Source organism: Streptomyces griseorubiginosus (assembly GCF_001514195.1).
GTDB lineage: Bacteria > Actinomycetota > Actinomycetes > Streptomycetales > Streptomycetaceae > Streptomyces > Streptomyces griseorubiginosus.
The window spans coordinates 733,495-751,093 of record NZ_KQ948735.1 but is presented as its reverse complement, the minus strand read 5'-3'; the positions used below and the strand labels follow the sequence as shown (position 1 = coordinate 751,093).

The 17,599-nt window shown below is 70.2% G+C and carries 10 protein-coding genes; 3 read left to right on the top strand and 7 right to left on the bottom strand.

All coding sequences use genetic code 11. The features are described 5' to 3' along the window. Positions 1 to 31 precede the first annotated feature (31 nt). The 5 genes from AQJ54_RS09830 to AQJ54_RS09810 form a co-directional block, all read right to left on the bottom strand. The gene (locus tag AQJ54_RS09830; RefSeq protein ID WP_062237088.1) at positions 32 to 3,655 is read right to left on the bottom strand and encodes an ATP-binding protein; all 3,624 of its coding nucleotides are present in this window, start codon (positions 3,653 to 3,655) and stop codon (positions 32 to 34) included. 150 nt (positions 3,656 to 3,805) lie between these two features. After that, positions 3,806 to 4,825 (bottom strand): ABC transporter permease, encoded by a 1,020-nt coding sequence (locus AQJ54_RS09825; RefSeq protein ID WP_062025091.1) that lies wholly within the window; start codon positions 4,823 to 4,825, stop codon positions 3,806 to 3,808. Beyond that, positions 4,822 to 6,387, bottom strand: coding sequence for a sugar ABC transporter ATP-binding protein (locus AQJ54_RS09820; RefSeq protein WP_062236061.1), 1,566 nt, complete (start codon positions 6,385 to 6,387; stop codon positions 4,822 to 4,824). The genes AQJ54_RS09825 and AQJ54_RS09820 overlap by 4 nt, the downstream gene beginning before the upstream one ends. A 2-nt stretch (positions 6,388 to 6,389) precedes the next feature. Then, positions 6,390 to 7,535 (bottom strand): substrate-binding domain-containing protein, encoded by a 1,146-nt coding sequence (locus AQJ54_RS09815; RefSeq protein WP_062236058.1) that lies wholly within the window; start codon positions 7,533 to 7,535, stop codon positions 6,390 to 6,392. Between the two features lie 270 nt (positions 7,536 to 7,805). Then, on the bottom strand, positions 7,806 to 8,831 hold the full coding sequence (locus tag AQJ54_RS09810; RefSeq protein ID WP_062025319.1) for a LacI family DNA-binding transcriptional regulator: 1,026 nt from the start codon (positions 8,829 to 8,831) through the stop codon (positions 7,806 to 7,808). Positions 8,832 to 9,376: 545 nt separating this feature from the next. Here AQJ54_RS09810 and AQJ54_RS09805 point away from each other — a divergent pair. Beyond that, on the top strand, positions 9,377 to 10,879 hold the full coding sequence (locus AQJ54_RS09805; protein WP_428843774.1) for an arabinofuranosidase catalytic domain-containing protein: 1,503 nt from the start codon (positions 9,377 to 9,379) through the stop codon (positions 10,877 to 10,879). A 97-nt stretch (positions 10,880 to 10,976) separates the two neighbouring features. Beyond that, on the top strand, positions 10,977 to 13,574 hold the full coding sequence (locus AQJ54_RS09800) for a LamG-like jellyroll fold domain-containing protein (protein ID WP_062236051.1): 2,598 nt from the start codon (positions 10,977 to 10,979) through the stop codon (positions 13,572 to 13,574). Here AQJ54_RS09800 and AQJ54_RS09795 read toward each other — a convergent pair. Continuing rightward, positions 13,561 to 14,151 (bottom strand): hypothetical protein, encoded by a 591-nt coding sequence (locus AQJ54_RS09795; protein ID WP_062236048.1) that lies wholly within the window; start codon positions 14,149 to 14,151, stop codon positions 13,561 to 13,563. The genes AQJ54_RS09800 and AQJ54_RS09795 overlap by 14 nt on opposite strands. A 2-nt stretch (positions 14,152 to 14,153) precedes the next feature. Next, on the bottom strand, positions 14,154 to 14,753 hold the full coding sequence (locus AQJ54_RS46660; RefSeq protein WP_248845334.1) for a hypothetical protein: 600 nt from the start codon (positions 14,751 to 14,753) through the stop codon (positions 14,154 to 14,156). Positions 14,754 to 14,918: 165 nt separating this feature from the next. Between AQJ54_RS46660 and AQJ54_RS09785 the strand changes: the two genes are divergently transcribed. Continuing rightward, a complete protein-coding gene (locus AQJ54_RS09785; RefSeq protein WP_062236045.1) occupies positions 14,919 to 17,492 on the top strand; it encodes a GmrSD restriction endonuclease domain-containing protein in 2,574 nt (857 codons plus the stop codon). Positions 17,493 to 17,599 lie beyond the last annotated feature (107 nt).

Here is a 17,599-nt window from a genome sequence, read left to right as displayed (position 1 = left end):
TGACCGCCACCCGAGGACGGGCCCCCGGGGCCTACCGATCCCGCTCGTCACGCGCGGCGGCGGCCCAGTGCTCCGCACCCCACCGCCGCGCGACCGTCTCCGCCCGCTCGAAGGAGCGCACGGCCGCCTGCTCGTCGCCGGTCAGCCGGTGCAGCAGGCCGAGGTAGTGCGCCACCGGCCGCATCGCGAAGACGGTGTAGGCGGCTCCGGACAACTGGTCACGCACGGGGAGGAGTTGGCGGATGAGTTCCGGTGCCTCTGCCCGCAGCCCGAGCAGCGCGGCCAGTTCCGCCCGGATGCCGGTGTTGCGGGTGTGGTGGTGGTCGTGGCGCAGGGGGGCGCGGCGGATCGCGCGGGCCTCTGCGATGCGGCCCTGCCGGGCCAGCACCAGCGCGTAGGTGTCCCCGTCGATGGGTCCGTTGCGTTCGTAGCGCTCGCGGGCCAGTTCCGCGGCCTCCGTGCCCGGTTCCAGGCCCGGACCCTTTCCCAACCCCACGGTGATCAGGCCGAGTTCGTGGAAGTTCTGGGCGTGCATCATGCCGTGCCGGTGCATCAGGGCGCCGACCTCGTCGTAGCCGCGTACGGCCTCGTCGAAGTCGCCCCGGACGTGCGCCAGCATGGCGAGGCTGGCCTGGTGCACGGCCTCCGGCTCGACGAGCCGGTAGCGGCGGGCGAGGTCGAGCCCGGCCTCGGCGTGCCGTCGCAGCGCGTGGGGGTCGCCCAGCGCGCCCGCGACGCTGCCGTCGATGAACTCGCACACCCACCGGTAGACCGGCAGGTCGAGCCGCTCGGCGAGGGGGCGCAGTTCGGCGGAGGTGCGGGCGCGGAAGGCGACGGCCCGTTCGTAGGAGCGGCATTTGGCCGCCGATGCCAGTGCCAGGGCGAGCAGCGCGGGGTCGTCGGTCCGCCGGGCCACGGCGACCAGTTCGCGGGCAGCCGTCACCACCCGCGCGGCGTCGTCCTCGCCGGCCAGTTCGGCGACGAGGGTGTCGAGGAGGAGGCAGCGGGTGCCCAGGTCGGTGCGGTCGGCGGCGAGGAGCCGTTCCAGGGCGGCGACGAGGGGCCGGTCGACGAAGCCGTAGGGGCGCGTCTGCCAGGGTGTGGGCACCTGCCATCCGGTGAGGGCGGAGGTCAACAGGTCTTCCCGACCGGCCTGTTCGGCGATCTCGATCGCCTGTCCCCTGGTCCGCCGCGCGGCGAGGGTGGTGCCCGCGCGCACCTGCGCCCGCAGCAGTTTCCCGAGCAGCTCGACCCGGCGGGCGTCCCGGTCGCCGCCGGGTGCCGGTATGCGCTCGTAGGACTCGACGACCTGCTCCAGCATCCGTACGGCGGCGTCGTGGGCGTAGCGTCGCTCGGCCAACTCGGCGGCGCGCAGGCCGTGTTCGACGGCGAGGGGGGCCAGGGCGACCGTACCGGAGCGGGCGCAGTGGTGGGCGAGGGCGGTCGAGCCGGCGGGGCGCAGTTCGCCCAGGGCCTCGGCGATCCGGGCGTGGGTGCGCCCGCGCCGCAGCCGGGTCAGGTCGGTGTAGAGGGTGTCGCGGACGAGCGCGTGCGCGAACCGGACCCGGCCCGGCCCGGGTTCGACGAGCAGCCCGGCCGCGACCGCCGCCTCCAGTCCTTCCAGGACTGCCTCCTCGCCGGCCTCGGAGGCACGCACCAGCACCTCCACCTCGGCCTCCCGGCCCACCACGGCGGTGAGCCGCAGCACCTCGAAGGCGTACACGGGCAGTCGCGCGAGGCGCCGGCGCAGCACGTCCCGGACGCCCTGCGGCACCTCGGACAGCGCCACCAGGGAGCCCTCGCTGGCCAGCAGCCGGGCACTTTCGCGCACGTAGAAGGGGTTGCCGCCGGTGCGCTCGGTGAGCGCGGCGAGGGTGTGCCGGTCGACGGGTGCGGCGCAGACGGCGGCCACCAGGGCCCGTACGTCGTCGTCGGCGAGTCCCCCGAGGGCGATGCGGTGCGGTGACCTGGCGGCGAGCTGGGCGAGCGTGCCGGTGAGCCGCCGCGCGGCCTCGGTGGGACGGTGGGCGGTGAGCACCAGCAGCGGCGGTCCGTCGGTCGCGGTGAGGTGTTCCAACAAGGCGAGGGTCTCGATGTCGGCGCGGTGGAGGTCGTCCAGGACGACGGCCAGGGGGCCCGCCTCGGTGACGGCCCGTGCGGTCCAGGCCGCCACGGCCCGGTGCAGCGAGAACCGTCCGGCCACGGCGTCGGCCGGGCCGCCCGGACCGTCCGCTCCTTCACCGACGAGCGCGGCCACCGCCTCCGGGTCCTGCGGCGGCACCCGCCGGGCCAGGTCCCGCAACGCCTCGACCCACGCCCAGGCGGGCGGGGCCCCGTCGAACTCGGGGCAGCGTCCCACGACGACCTGCCATCCCTCGCTCCGCAGCCACTGGACCGCCCGCCCGAGCAGCCGGGTCTTGCCGACGCCGGGCTCGCCCGTGACCTGCACGACGCCTCCGGTCAGGCGGGCTTCCCGAGCGGCGCGTTCGATCGTCCTGAGCTCGTCGTCCCGGCCGACGAAGAGCTCGTCGGCGCGGGGCGCCGGGTGATCGGTGAGGGACGGGGCGGACGGGGCGGTCCCGGTGTCGGCGTCGCGTGCCGTCCGGGGGGCCGTCGCGGAGGGGTGGCGGGGGCCGTCCGTGCCCGGGGCGGGGGCGCCGGTGGGCGGCTTCCCAACCGGGGCGGGTCCCGGCTGCTTCCTCGCAGGGGCGGGTCCCAGCGGATTCCTCGCAGGGGCGGGACCCAGGGGCTTCCTCGCGGGGGCAGGCCCCGACGGTCTCGTCGCGTGGACCGGCCCCGGCGGCGTCTCCCGCACTGCCATCCGGTCGTCGGGCCGGGGCATCCGCTGCGCCGGACGGTCCTCCAGCCGCCCGAGAGGACGGTCCTCCCGCTGCCCGAGGGGACGGTCCTCCCACCGCCCGAGAATCGCCCGCTCCAACTCGACCAGCGCGGGTCCGGGAGCGAGGCGCAGCTCGTCGTGCAGGATGCGCCGACTGCGCCGTAGGGCATCCAGCGCGTCGCCCCGCCGCCCCGCGCCCCACAGCGCCGTGGCCAGCAGCCGCCAGCCCTCCTCGCGCAGCGGGTGCTCCCGGGTCAGCACCTCGGCCGATGCCACCGCCTCGCTCCACCGCCCGTCACGGACCAGCGCGTCGATCAGCAACTCCTGTGCGCTCAGGCGCAGTTCATCGAGGCGCGCGACCTCGGCGAGGGCCCACTCGGCGTCGGCTACCTCCGCGTAGGCGGGTCCGCGCCACCAGCCCAGCGCCTCCTCGATCAGTTCCCGGGCTTCGCGCGCCGAGGTCGCCTCGCGCGCCCGGCACACCGCGTTCTCGAAACGCCAGGCGTCCACCGCCTCGTCCGGTACCCGCACGGCGTACCCGGTCGCGTCGCTGACCAGGATCTCGGCACGGGCCCGGGGCGCCCGGCCCGGTTCCAGGATCCGCCGCAGATTCGAGACGTACGCCTGCAAGGAGGCGAGGGCACGCGTCGGCGGCCTGCCCTCCCACACCTGCTCGATCATCCGGTCGGCGGACAGCACCCTGCCGCGTGCGCAGAGCAGCAGCGCGAGCACGGCACGCTGCCGTGGTCCTCCCAGCCCTACCCGCACGCCGTTCACATCGGCCTCGACGGACCCGAGCACTCTCAACCGCAGCATGGTGAGCAAATCGTAAGGGCCTCACCCGCCCCGCCGGTTTCGGGCGCGTCTCACGATGGCTCGATCGGACCGGTGCGTTCATCTCGATCGTGCCGGTGCGTTCAAGTCGATCGTGCCGGTGCGTTCATGGACCCCGTCACAGACCCGCTCCTAGCTCCGGCTCCTGCCGAAGTACCGCGCCCGGGCCCGGTCCAGGAGGATCGCGACGCCGAGGACCGCTCCCTGGACGACCTGCTGGTCGTAGGGGCTGACCTTGAGGGCGAGCAGGCCGTTGGTGATGAACTCCAGCAGGATGGCGCCCGCCGCGATGCCGGCGATACGGCCCTCGCCGCCCGACAGGGACATCCCGCCGACCACCGCCGCGGCGATCGCGGTCAGTTCCCAGCCCGCGCCGACCGAGGGGTCGGCCACGTTCATACGGCCGATGACCAGGACGCCGACCAGACCGGCGAGGGCGGAGCTGGCGACGTAGGTGGAGGTGATCCGGCGGCCCGTGGGGATGCCGGCGAGCCGGGCGGCCTCCTTGTTGCCGCCGACCGCGTAGATCTGGCGGCCCACGTACGTGCGCTCCAGGACGAACCAGGCGACGGCGGCAGCCCCGACGAAGAACAGTGCCGGTACCGGGACTTGGCCTATGTAGTACTGGCTGAGGTTGCTGAACAGCGGGTCGAGGTTGTTGATGGGCGAGCCGCTGGTGATGGCGAGCGCGGTGCCCTGGGCGACGGTGTAGGTGACCAGGGTGATCACGAAGGGCGGCACGTTGAGGCGGGTGACCATCACGCCGTGCCAGAGGCCGACGCCCGCGGTGATGAGCAGGGTGAGCAGGATGGCAACCGGGGCCGGCAAGCCTTCGTCGACGTTCATCCAGCCGGCCAGGATGCCCGCCAGACCGGCGAGGGCGCCCACCGACAGGTCGATGCCCCCGGTGAGGATGACCAGGGACTCGCCGATCGCGAGGATGCCGACCTGGGACAGGTCGCGGCCCATCACCTGGAGGTTGCCGACCGCCGTGTACGTCTCGGCGTTGGCGGCGATGGCCACGAACACCACCACGCAGGCGATGATGACACCGGCCTCCGGGGAGGCGGCGAGTCTGCGGGCGAGGGTCGACGCGGCCGAACGGCGCGGCGGCGCGACCTCGTTCGGGGCGAGCGTGCTCTGCGCGCTCATGCTGTGGCTCCGTTCGTCACGTGACGGTTGTCGAGAGAGGCGGTTCCGGCCGCGGCCGTCATGATCCGTTCCTTGGTGGCGTCGGCCCGGTCGATGACCTCGACCACCCGCCCGTGGTTCATCACCGCGACGCGGTGGCAGATCCACAGCAGCTCCTCCAGTTCGGAGGAGGCGACCACGATCCCCATGCCCTGTTCGGCGGCCTGGTCGATGAGCTTGTAGATCTCCGCCTTGGCTCCGACGTCCACCCCGCGGGTGGGCTCGTCGAGGAGCAGCAGGCGCGGCTCGGCGGCGAACGCCCGCCCGAAGATGGCGCGTTGCTGGTTGCCGCCGGACAGCGAGCCGATGGGTTGTTCCACCGACTGCATCCGTACGTTGACGTTGTCGGTGATCCTGCGTGCCTCGGCGCGTTCCCGGCCGGGTCCGAGCAGGCCCCGGGTGCTGATCCGCTTGAGCACCGAGACGACGACGTTGGCCCGGATCGACGCGAACAGGACGAGCGACTGTTCCTTGCGGTCCTCGGGGATCAGCGCGATCCCGGCCGCCACCCCGTCCCCGGCGCCGCGCGGCCGGTAGGGCTGGCCGCCCAGCAGCATGCGGCCGCCGGTGGCGGGCTGTGCGCCGGCGACGGTGTGGACCAGGCGGCTGCGGCCGGAGCCCATCAGCCCGGCCACGCCCAGGATCTCGCCCTCGCGCACGTCGAGGTCGACCGGTCCGAGGCCGTCCGCGGTCAGGCCCTCGACCTGGAGCAGGACCGGGTTGGTGGCGGGCGGTGCCTTGGGTTCGCCCTGGGCGACCTCGCCGCCGACCATCTCCCGGATGAGCCGTTCCTCGGTGGCCTCGGCCGGTTCGAGGTCGGCGACGAGTCGGCCGTTGCGCAGCACCAGGACACGGTCGCTGATCTCCCGCACCTCGTCGAGCCGGTGCCCGATGAACAGCACGGTGCCGCCGCGGTCGGCGAGTTGGCGGGCCAGGCCCAGCACCATGCCGGCCTCGACCGGGCCCAGCGAGGACGTCGGCTCGTCCAGGATCAGCAGCTTGGGTTCGCGGCCCCAGGCCTTGGCGATCTCGATCATCTGCCGGGTCGGTACCGGGAGGGTGCGGACCTCCCGGTGCACCGGGATCGTCTCGGCGGACAGCCCGATCTCCGCGAGCATCGCCTTCGCCTCGGCCCGTTGTGCCGTACGGTCCACCAGGAGCCGTCGTTTCGACTCGCGCGGGCGGCGGCCCAGAAGCAGGTTCTCGGCCACCGAGAGCTGTCCGACCAGTGGGAACTCCTGGGAGACCATGGCGATGCCGAGCTGTCCCGCGGCCTCGGTGGACCCGGGGGCCAGCGGTTCCCCGTCGACGAGGATCTCGCCGCCGTCCCGGTGCACCGATCCGGCCAGGGTGCCCATCAGGGTGGACTTCCCGGCCCCGTTCTCGCCGACCACGCCGATCACCTGCCCGGCGTAGAGGTCGAGTTCGGGCAGATCGAGGACGCGCACCGGGCCGTACGACTTGTGGACGCCCCGCAGCCGCGCGGTGACCGCGCGGTCCGGGGTTTCATCGGTGGCGGTCATGCTCAGCCGATCCCGAGCTGCGACTCGAGGGACTGGTAGGCGCCGAGGTCGGACTTGGTGACCAGGCCGACGCCGGAGCTCAGGGTCGAACCGTCCTTCTCCAGATAGGGCTTGACGAGCGCCATCGTCTTGTCCTTGCCGAGCACCTTCTCCGCGGCCAGGATGTACGCCCCGGTGTAGCCCTGCTGGTACGGCATCTGGACGACGGTCCCGGAGATCACCCCGGACTTGATGAACTTGAGCGTCTGGGCGTCGGAGTCGTCGGAGACGATGTGCACGGAGGCCGTCTTGCCGGCCGAGGTGACGGCCTGGGCCAGTGCTGGGCCGTCGTAGGAGTAGACGCCGTAGAGGCCGTTGACGTCCGGGTTGTTGGCGAGGATGGTCTCGGCGTCCGAAGTGGCCGTGCTCGCCTGGAGGTTGTCGTTGACCTTCTGGGCGACCGCGATCTTCGTGCCCTTGAGGGCGGCCTCGAATCCGGCGATGCGCTGGGTGGCGTTGGACGCGGTGAGCGAGCCGACCAGGATGGCCACCTTGCCCTTGCCGCCGAGGACCTGCTTCATCGCGGTGCCCGCCTGGAAACCGGCGGTGTAGTTGGGGGTGCCGAGGTAGAGCGAGGCGGCGTCGGTGCCGGGCAGCGGGGAGTCGATGGCGAGGACGCTGATGCCCTTCTGGACGTCGGTGTGGATGGTCCCGGCGGCCGAGGTCGGGTCGATCGCGGAGATCGAGTAGCCGGTGACGCCCTGCGAACGCAGCGTCTCCAGCTCGGAGTTCTGCTCGGTGAGCTTGCCGTTGGGCGGCGCGAAGTAGGTGCACTTGCTCTTCGCGATCCCGAGGTCGGAGCAGCCCTTGAGGAAGCCGACCTGGCCGGCCTTCCAGTAGTCGGCGGCCACGTTGACGACCATCGCGATGTCGACCTTGGACAGGTCCTTGCCGGACAGCGCGGACTTCAGCGCCGCGTCGAGCTTCGCGAGGTTGGCCTGGTTGAAGGTGACCGAACCGGCCAGGGTGATGGGGGCGGCGGCCTTGGTGCCGCTGCCGGAACCCGCGGTGTCGGAGCCGCCCGCGCTCTTGGAGCAGCCGGTGGCGGCGAGGGAGAGGAGTACGGCGGTCGCGGTGGCCAGGGTGCGGGACCTTCTGGTGCGGAGCATGACTGATCAACGCCCTTCTGGAGGCGGTTACTTGGTGTTGGTGGATGGGTGAGGCGGGGGCGCAAGGCGTGCGTGCCCGGGCATGCCGGTATGTCGGGAGACCGGTGCAGGTGTGGGCGGGGAGGCGTGCCGGACTCGAGGTCAGGGCCGCGTGGGCGCCGACCGCTTGCAGCGGTGGGCCGGGGGCGAGTCCCGCGCTTCGTGCGGCGCGCGCTCGCAACAGGTGCTGCTGGTAAGGAACTTGCTGAACCGATGACTACTTGGCGTCGGTCATGTCGGGCTCTCTGTTCGGTGTCGCGGGCGGGTCGCCGAGGCCCGCACGACAAGGCTGGGCGGTATCACGATGTGGGGTCTGCGGCCGGACGCCGGGATCCCGGAGTCCGGATCACCGACGATCTCGATGAGCGCGTGCAGGGCACGGCGGCCGAGTTCGTCGAAGTCCTGGCGGACGGTGGTGAGGGAGGGGCCGAAGTACTCGGTCTCCGCCATGTCGTCGAAACCGACGACGCTGATGTCCTCCGGCACCCGGCGCCCGGCCTGCTGGAGGGCCCGCAGCAGCCCGAGGGCCATGTGGTCGTTGGCGCAGAACACCGCGGTGACCCCGGGGTCGTCGGCGATCCTGCGGCCGTGCTCGTATCCGGTACGGGCCGTCCAGTCGGCACCGGCCAGGGGTTCGGGCACCGGAGCGCCCCGCTTCTCCAGGGCGGCCCGCCAACCGGCCTCGCGTTCCTGGGCGTCAAGCCAGGTGCGCGGTCCGAGCAGGTGGTGCACGGTGCGATGGCCGAGGTCGAGGAGGTAGGAGGTGGCGAGTCCGGCACCGGCCTCGTTGTCCACGGCGACCGAGACCAGCGCGGTGTGGGCGCCGCAGCCGACCGCGACGAGGGGCACGTCCTTCGGCACGTTGGCCAGTGCGCCGACCGCGGCGGTCTGCGGTGCGATGACGACGATCCCGGCGACGCCCTGGTTCCGCAGCCGGTCGACGGCGTCCAGGACGGAACGCCGGTCGAGGGTGCCGACGGCCGCCACGGTGACGAAGTAGTCGTACTCCCTCGCGGCCTGCTCGATGCCGTAGAGCATGCAAGCCGGGCCGTAGAGCGTGGTGTTGAAGCTGATGACACCCAGGGTGCGGGTGCGGCGGGTCGCCAGGGTGCGGGCGGCGGCGTTGGGCCGGTAACCGAGTTCGCGTACGGCGGCGAGGACCCGCTCCCGGGTGCGGTCCCGTACGTTCGGGTGGTCGTTGAGGACCCGGGAGACGGTCTGGTGCGAGACACCCGCGATCCGGGCCACGTCGGCCATCACCGGGGCGCGCTCTCCGTCCACGTCCTGCCTCCTCACACGCCCTTGTGCCGGATACGTCGTGCTGGATACGTCGTGCGCTGGATACGACGTGACGAATTGTTAGCGCACACATTCTTGGAGGGTCAAGGCGATCCGAACGCCGCGAGGACCGAAATCGCCACGCGTCGCGAATTCGTCAAGTCGGCTCTGAGCAGCGATTATTGGCCACCCAGAGATCACTGGCGGCGATTCTGTGAACCCGGGTAAACAGACGGCACAGCTTTTGTTTCCGGACTCTTGACCGTGCCACCGTGTTGACCCGGTATTCATACGGCCGTAAAAAGACGGAGCCGCGAGAGCGAACGCTCCCTCCTGACCGATCACACGTGGACGGCGTGTGCGCAGGTCAGCCCTTCCCCACCCTCTTTCCCCCACCCTCCCCCACGTCTGCGCCGCGACCGACGCCTCGTGAGGGCCCCGGGTTTGTTAGCGCCCACATCCCTGTTCTCCGGAGCACACGGCACCCGCACGAACGACGGAAGAGGTTCACCGTGAAAGGTCGAGTGACACGAGTGACAGCCCACCGACGTCTGAGAGGGCTCCTGCTGACGGTCGGCGCGGCCCTCACCCTCCTCGCCGGCATCCTGACCGGAGTGGTGGGCACGGCCGGCACGGCAGCAGCCGCCTCGTCCCTCCCCTGTGACATCTACGCCTCGGCTGGGACCCCCTGCGCCGCGGCCCACAGCACCACCCGGGCGCTCTACGCCTCGTACAGCGGCCCCCTCTACCAGGTCAAACGCGCCTCGGACGGCGCGACCACGAACATCGGCGTGCTCAGCACCGGCGGCTACGCCAACGCGGCGGCCCAGGACTCCTTCTGCTCCGGCACGACCTGCACGATCACCGAGATCTACGACCAGAGTCCGAACCACAACAACCTGACCATCGAGGGCCCCGGCGGCAACGGCGGCCAGGACGTGGGCGCGATCGCCGACGCCCTTCCGGTCACGGTGGGCGGGCACGCGGCGTACGGCGTCTTCGTGTCGGCCGGCGTCGGCTACCGCGACAACAGCACCACGGGCATCGCCACCGGCAGCTCCCCCGAGGGGGCGTACATGGTGACCAGCGGCCATCACGTGAACAACCGCTGCTGCTTCGACTACGGCAACGCCGAGACGTCCGGCAACGACACCGGCAACGGTCACATGGACGCGATCAACTTCGGTACGGAGTGCTGGTTCTCGTGCACCGGTTCCGGGCCGTGGGTCGAAGCGGACCTGGAGAACGGCCTGTTCTTCGGTGCGAACGGCGCCTACTCCGGCAACACGGGCATCTCCAGCGAGTACGTCACCGCGATGGAGAAGAACAACGGCACGTCGACGTACGCGATCAAGGGAGGCAACGCCCAGTCGGGGTCGTTGAACACCTTCTACAACGGGGCGCTGCCCACGACCAGCGGATACGCTCCGATGCACAAGGAGGGCGCCATCGTCCTCGGCACCGGCGGGGACAACAGCAACGGCTCGGACGGCTCCTTCTTCGAGGGCGTGATGACCGCGGGCTACCCGACGGACGCCGCCGACAACGCCGTTCAGGCCGACATCACTTCGGTCGGCTACACCACCCCGACCCCGACCTTCCCGGTCACCGCCACCGCCTACCGCCTGACCAACACCAACTCCGGCAAGGTGCTGGACGCGGTGAACTGCGGTACGGGCAACGGGACTTCGATCGACCTGTGGGCCTCGCTCGGCAACACCTGCCAGCAGTGGAAGTTCGCGAGCGCGGGCAACGGCCACTACACGATCACCAACGTCAACAGCGGCACGGTCCTGGACGACAAGAACTGCGGCCAGTCCAACGGTACGGCCGTCCAGTTGTGGGCGTCGCTGGGCAACACCTGCCAGCAGTGGGACGTCACGCGGGTCGGCAGCCACTACACGATCTCCAACGTCAACACCGGTATGACGCTGGACGTGACGAACTGCGGCACGGCCAACGGGACGGTCGTACGGCAGTGGCAGCAGCTGGACAACACGTGCCAGCAGTGGAACATCGCGCCGTAGTCCCTCACCCCACCTCACCCCTCATTCGATGTCACGAACTTCGACGTCACGAACTTCGACGTCACGAACTTCGACGTCACGAACAAAGGAGCCGCGCATGCCCTCAGAAGCCGGGCCGTCCCGCAGAACAGTCCTGACCGCCATCGGTGTCGCGTCCCTGGCCGGAACGTTGGCCGGAGCTGTAGCCGCTCCCGCAGCGGCGGCCACCCCCGTCGCCCTCCCCACCCCCTCGGCCCACTGGACCTTCGACGAGGGCAGCGGCACCACGGCCGCCGACACCTCCGGCAACGCCCACACGGCGACCCTCCAGGGCGCAGCAGGCTGGGGCACCGGCAAGGTGGGCGCGCACAGCCTGAACCTGGCGGCGGGCGGCAACGCAACGACCGCCGCCCCCGTGGTGGACACTTCCGCAGCATTCTCGGTGTCCGCCTGGGTCAACCTGGCCCAACTGGGCGGCTACCAGACGGCCGTGAGCATCGACGGCAAGGTGGTCAGCGCCTTCTACCTGGGCCTGCGCGACGACACGGGCACGTTCGCCTTCGCCCGCCTGGCGTCCGACGCGACGCAGGGTGCGGCGGTGGCGGCGGCCGCGTCCGCCCCGGCAGTGGGCACCTGGACCCACCTGGTCGGCGTGTACGACCCTTCGGCCGGTGTCACCCGCCTGTACGTGAACGGCGTACTGGAAGGGGAGACGGCGTATGCGGCGGGCTGGGCCGGCACGGGGGCCACAGCGATCGGCCGTGCCCTGTACGGCGGCGGCCAGGTGGACCAGTTCCACGGCCAGATCGACGACGTACAACTCTTCCCCACGGCCCTCACCTCGGACCAGGTGGCCACGCTGGCGGGCGTCCCGGTGGACTCGACGACCCCCCTCCTCAGCGTGGACGTGTCGACCCCCGCACACGCGGTCTCCCCCATCCTCCCGGGCCTGATGTTCGAGGACATCAACCACTCGGGCGAGGGCGGCATCTACGCCGAACTGGTCCAGAACCGCTCGATGATGGCGAGCGACACGGCGCCGGTGCACTGGTCGGCGGTGGGTGGGTCGACCCTTTCCCTGGACACTTCGACGCCGCTGAACGAGGCGCTGAACCGCTCGCTGAAGGTGGCGCTGCCGAGCGGCACGGGCGCCGGGAGCCGGGCGGGCGTCTCGAACGACGGCTTCTGGGGCATCCCGGTCCGCCCCCGAACGACGTACACGGCCCGCCTGTTCGCGAAGGCGTCGCGCAGGCTGGGCCCGCTGACGGTGTCGATCGAATCGGCGGACGGGGGGACGGTGTACGCGTCGGCGCGGGTCTCCTTTGTCGGTACGACCTTCCCGGACCGTCCGTACGAACTGACCCTGCGGACGGGGGCGGGTGCCCCGGTGACGGGCAACGCGGTACTGACGGTGACGACTTCGGACCCGAAGGCCGCGGGCGAGACGCTGTGGCTCCAGCACGTCTCTCTCTTCCCGCCCACGCACAAGAACCGCCCGAACGGTCTCCGGGTGGACCTGATGGACAAGTTGATCGCCCTGAAGCCGAAGTTCCTGCGCTTCCCGGGCGGCAACTTCCTGGAGGGCAACACGATCGCGACGCGCTTCAACTGGAAGAACACGATCGGCCCGGTCTGGGAACGCCCAGGCCACATGGACGACGCGTGGGGCTACTGGTCGACGGACGGCCTGGGCCTGCTGGAGTACCTGGAGTGGGTCGAGGACATGAAGGCCCAGCCGGTCCTGGCAGTGTTCGCCGGCTACACCCTGAGGGGCGACCACGTCACGGGCGACGCCCTCCAGCCCTTCGTCCAGGACGCGTTGGACGAGATCGAGTACGTGACGGGCCCGGTGACGAGCACGTGGGGTGCGAAGCGCGCGGCGGACGGCCACCCGAAGCCGTTCCCGCTGGAGTTCGTGGAGATCGGCAACGAGGACTGGTTCGACGGCTCGGGCTCGTACGACGCGCGCTTCACCGCGTTCTACGACGCGATCAAGGCGAAGTACCCGCACCTGAAGCTGATAGCGACGACGACGGTGACGAGCCGCACGCCGGACCTGATAGACGAGCACTACTACCTGGCCCCGTCGGCGGCCCAGGCGGCCACCCACAAGTACGACAACAGGGACCGGTCGTCGACGAAGGTCTTCGTAGGCGAATGGGCAGCTCAAGAGGGCCGCCCCACCCCGGACTTGAACGCGGCACTCGGCGACGCGTCCTGGCTGGCAGGCCTGATCCGCAACTCCGACCAGGTGTTGATGGAGTGCTACGCCCCACTCTTCTCCAACGTCAACAACAACGTCTGGGCGACGAACCTGATCGCCTACGACAACCTGACGAGTTACGTCTCGCCGAGCTACTGGGCCCAGCAGATGCTGACGAGCAAGCTGGGCGAGTTGGTACTGCCGGCGACGGCAAGGGCGTTGCCAAGCTTGGCGACGGTGGTGACGCGCACCGGTAAGCACGTGTACTTGGCGGCGGTGAACTACGGGACGGCGAAGCTGGCTGTGCCGATCGAGTTGAGGGGTTTGGCGAGGGGGGTGAAGAAGTCGGCGACGGCAACGGTTCTGACGGGGCCGTCCGGGACGGCGACGAACACCCTGACGGAGCCGATGACGCTGGTGCCGAGGACTACGGGGGTGACGGGAGCGGGAGGGACCTTCACCACGACCTTGCCGCCCCTGTCGGTCACGGTCCTGGAACTCACCCTGACGTGACGTCGGTGATCTCCACAGAGAGCTCAGTACTCGCCGAAGCGGTGCTGATGAGAGAAGGCCTGTAGCTCAGACTGGTCTGGTTCGTCAGCTCCGCAGTCTGGATGACCGGCCCGGACTCGTCACCGTGGATCTCGTAAGTGATCTCGTAGACGGCGTCCGGGTCGAGGTCCGAGCTGCTGCCGAGATAGGTGAGCTCCGGCTCGACAGTCACATTGCAGCCGGCCGATCCGAAGCACTGGCGTTGGGTGGTGCGCAGGTCGATGGAGAAGCTGTCGGCGTCGACTTGGGGGTACGTCGGCTCCGGGTCCGGTTCGTCGAAGGGGACGACAGGGTCGTCGTCCGTGACGCCGGAGGCGGCGGCGGTGGAGGACGGTTTGCCGTCGTCGGTGGACCCTTTGGTGGCCCCGACCACGATGCCCGTGGTGACGATCGCGGCAATCACGGCGACGGCCGAACCGATGATGACAGCGTTGGTGCGGCGCTGCTTCGGCGGGAGAGGTGGTGGCTCGATAGGCCAGGGTGCTGGGAAGGCGGGAGGCGGCGGGGCGGCGGGAGGTCGAGCAACGTTCTCGTCCATCGTCAACTCCACCCACCCAGCAGACCGGCACTGAGCTGGGCACTACAGATGTTGTAGTCACCGGCCGCGTGTCCCTTGTCGGTCTTCCCACCCACGGTGACGGAGCAGTGAATGTCGCCGGACCCCTGGAGCTGAGCGGTGACGTCGAAGTACAGGGCGTCCTCGTCGAGGGGCAGGGTGGCCTTGAACTCCCCGTCCTTGAAGGTGCCGTCGCGGTTGTCGGAGTCGGACCCGTAGGTGATGTTGAGCGATCCGAGGGCACCGGCGGGTGCGGTGCCCCACACCTTGAAGACAACGACCTTCTTGCCGGCCTTCTTCTCACTGTCTCGCGAGGTGTCGGCAGCGTTGTCACCCTTCGACGTGGAGTGCCCGGCCTTGCTGTCGTCGGCGCTCTTGGACCCGTCGGAGCTGGAGCCACCACTCACGACGGCACCGACGAGAGCGATCAGAACGAACAGCCCGACAAGCCCGAGACACCCCAGCCCGATGACCTTCCCCACCCCGCCCTTCTTCGGTGGTCGTGGCGCGAACGGCGGTTGCCCGAAGGGCTGTTGGGGTCCGCCCCATCCGGGCTGCTGGGGCGGATACTGTTGCTGGCTCATGGTCCCCCTGAGTCGTGTGACGTGCAGTGCAAGGGGTGTGACACGCACCGGCTCTCACACGGTTTCGCAAACCGGGCGGATTCACCTGATCGTGGCGCACTCAGCGGGAGGCCCTATGGTCGTTCCGACGCGGCACGAAGCCATCAACTGTCAAGGGGGGCCAGGTTGCAGGCCAAAGAGACGTTGTTCGCCGACCTTGTGCAGGGGAAAGCCCAGCAGTTCCAGGTGCCGCTCTACCAGCGGACGTACTCCTGGACGGAGAAGCAGCTCAGGCAGCTGTGGAGCGACATCCTGGAGCAGGCCGAGCTGATCGAGCGTGGGGAGAAGGCGAACACGCATTTTCTGGGGTCCGTCGTCCTCGCACCGTCACCGCAGAACGATGTGACGTTCGCCCGCTGGCTCGTCGTGGACGGCCAGCAGAGGCTGACCACACTCTCCCTCGCCCTGGCCGCGATCCGCGATCACATCAGGGACGCCAGTCCGCGTGACGCCGAGCGCATCGACGAGCAGTACCTGATCAACAAATGGCAGACCGGTAGTGACCACCTCCGACTGCTGCCGACCCAAGCGGACCGACCACAGTTCGCGGCACATGTGCGCGGCCCGCTCACGGAACAGGCCGCCGGCAGCGGTGTCGGGGCTGCCTACAGCTTCTTCCGTCGCAAGTTGGTGGAGGCGGCCGATCCCGCCGCCCCACAGGACGTGTTCCGCATCGAGCAGGCCATCACCTCTCGTCTGACGCTGGTGGCGGTGACCGCCGACCGCGGTGACAACGTGCACCGCATCTTCGAGTCGCTGAACAACACCGGACGCCAGCTCAGCCAGGCGGACCTGCTGCGCAATTACCTGTTCATGAAGCTGCCCACACGCGGTGAAGACATCTACGAGACCTACTGGCTGCCGCTGCAAGGCAGCTTGAGCAACGAAGAGCTGGAACAGCTCATGTGGCTGCAACTGGTCCTCGACGGTGACGACCGGGTGCGCCGTCAGGACCTCTACGCAGCGCAGCAGCACCGCTTCGAGCGTGGCAAGGCGACCGAGGAGGACATCGAGGGCTACATCAGGGAGTTGCACCGCAGTGCTGCTCTCTTCCGCCGCCTGCTGCACCCCGAGGAGGAGCCGGACACATCCGTCCGCGCCCATTTGCACCGCATGAACGTCTGGCAGGCCCAGGTCACCTATCCCGCACTGATGTTGCTGCTCGACCGACGTGAGCGGGGGGCCCTCGACTCGTCGGACACGGCCCGCGCCATGTCGTACATCGAGAGCTTCCTGGTACGCCGGATGATCTGCCGAGTGCCGCCCAACAGCCTCAGCCGGATCTTCCAGGCCGTGCCCGGGCAGCTCCCTCTCGACGTGCCGGTCGCGGACGGCCTGCACCAACTGCTCTCCGCCGACAACCGGTTCTGGCCGTCCGACGACGAGCTGCGCGACAAGATCCGGAAGGCCCCCTTCTACCAGTTCGGACGCCCACAGCAGCGCAAGATGGTGCTACGGCGACTGGAGGAGAGCTACGAGCATCCGGAACCGGTGGACTTCGCCGCCGCGCAGCTCACCATCGAGCACGTCATGCCGCAGTCGCCCGGTGACGATTGGCTCCGGATGCTGAGCGAGGATGTCGCCGACGGGGAGCGGGCGGAGGACCTGCACGCTCGGTTGCAGCACACCCTCGGCAACCTGACGCTCACCGCCGTCAACTCGGAGCTGTCGAACCACCCCTTCGAGCGCAAACAGGGCCTTCTCCAAGGCAGCCACCTGGAGATGAACCGCCGCATCGCCGCCACAGAGCGGTGGGGCGCGAAGGAGATCCTCGCCCGCGCCGACGAACTCGCGGACCGTGCCGTCGCGTTGTGGCCGGCCCCGCTGCGCGGAGTCGGCCGTGCGGAGCGCAGTCGGGACTGGCATCTGGCGCACCAGGTGCTCGCGGCACTCCCCCACGGCACATGGACGTCGTACGGCGACCTCGCCGCGTTCCTCGGCTCGGGAGCCCAGGCCGTGGGCAACCACCTCGCGGGAACACCAGGGGTGGCCAACGCGCACCGAGTGCTCACCTCCGAGGGCAGGGTCTCCGAGGGATTCCGCTGGCCGTCCGAGGACGAGGGCGGGGATGTCCGTTCCCGGCTGACCACCGACGGCGTCCGTTTCACGGTGGCCGGTTCCGCCGATCCGGTTCAGCGCCTCACCGCCGACGACCTCGCGCTGCTGGTCGCCGAGGACGACGACCGGACAGAGGGCCAGGTCCCCGCACAGCGGCCACCGGGCGGCAGCCAGGGCGAGGAGACTCGCGCCGACCGGTTCTTCCGCCAGCTCGCGGCAGACGACTCCCCCGAGACAGTCGAGGCGGTCCGCGCGCTCTTCGCCCACTGGGAGAAGCTCGGAGGCTGGATCGGACACGGGGCGGGCCAGGTCACGACGAGCGCGTTCCTCATGCTCGGGGAGGCGGGCGCACCGGGCCGCGGTATCTGGCCGATGACGCTCTACCCGGGCGGCGGGCGGGGCGGCACGGCGGAGGTTGTCTTCCAGTACATGGCCGCACGGGAACCGTTCACGGACCGAGCGCTGCGCACCGAACTCCTCACCCGCCTCAACGAATTGGAGGGCGTGGACATCCCGGAGGGCAAGCTGGACCTGCGCCCCAACGTCCGTCTGTCAGTGCTGGAGCAGGAGCACAACCGGGAACGGCTCGCCGGGACTCTGACGTGGTTCCGAGACCGCTGGGAGGAGCGGGGAACAGCGTGAGGGCACGAACACCGCTCCTGATCCAAGTCCGACCAGGAGCGGGCACTGACGAGGCGACGGATGCGGACAATTACGGCTCGGTCCGCGATTGATGGTGGGTGTAGCTC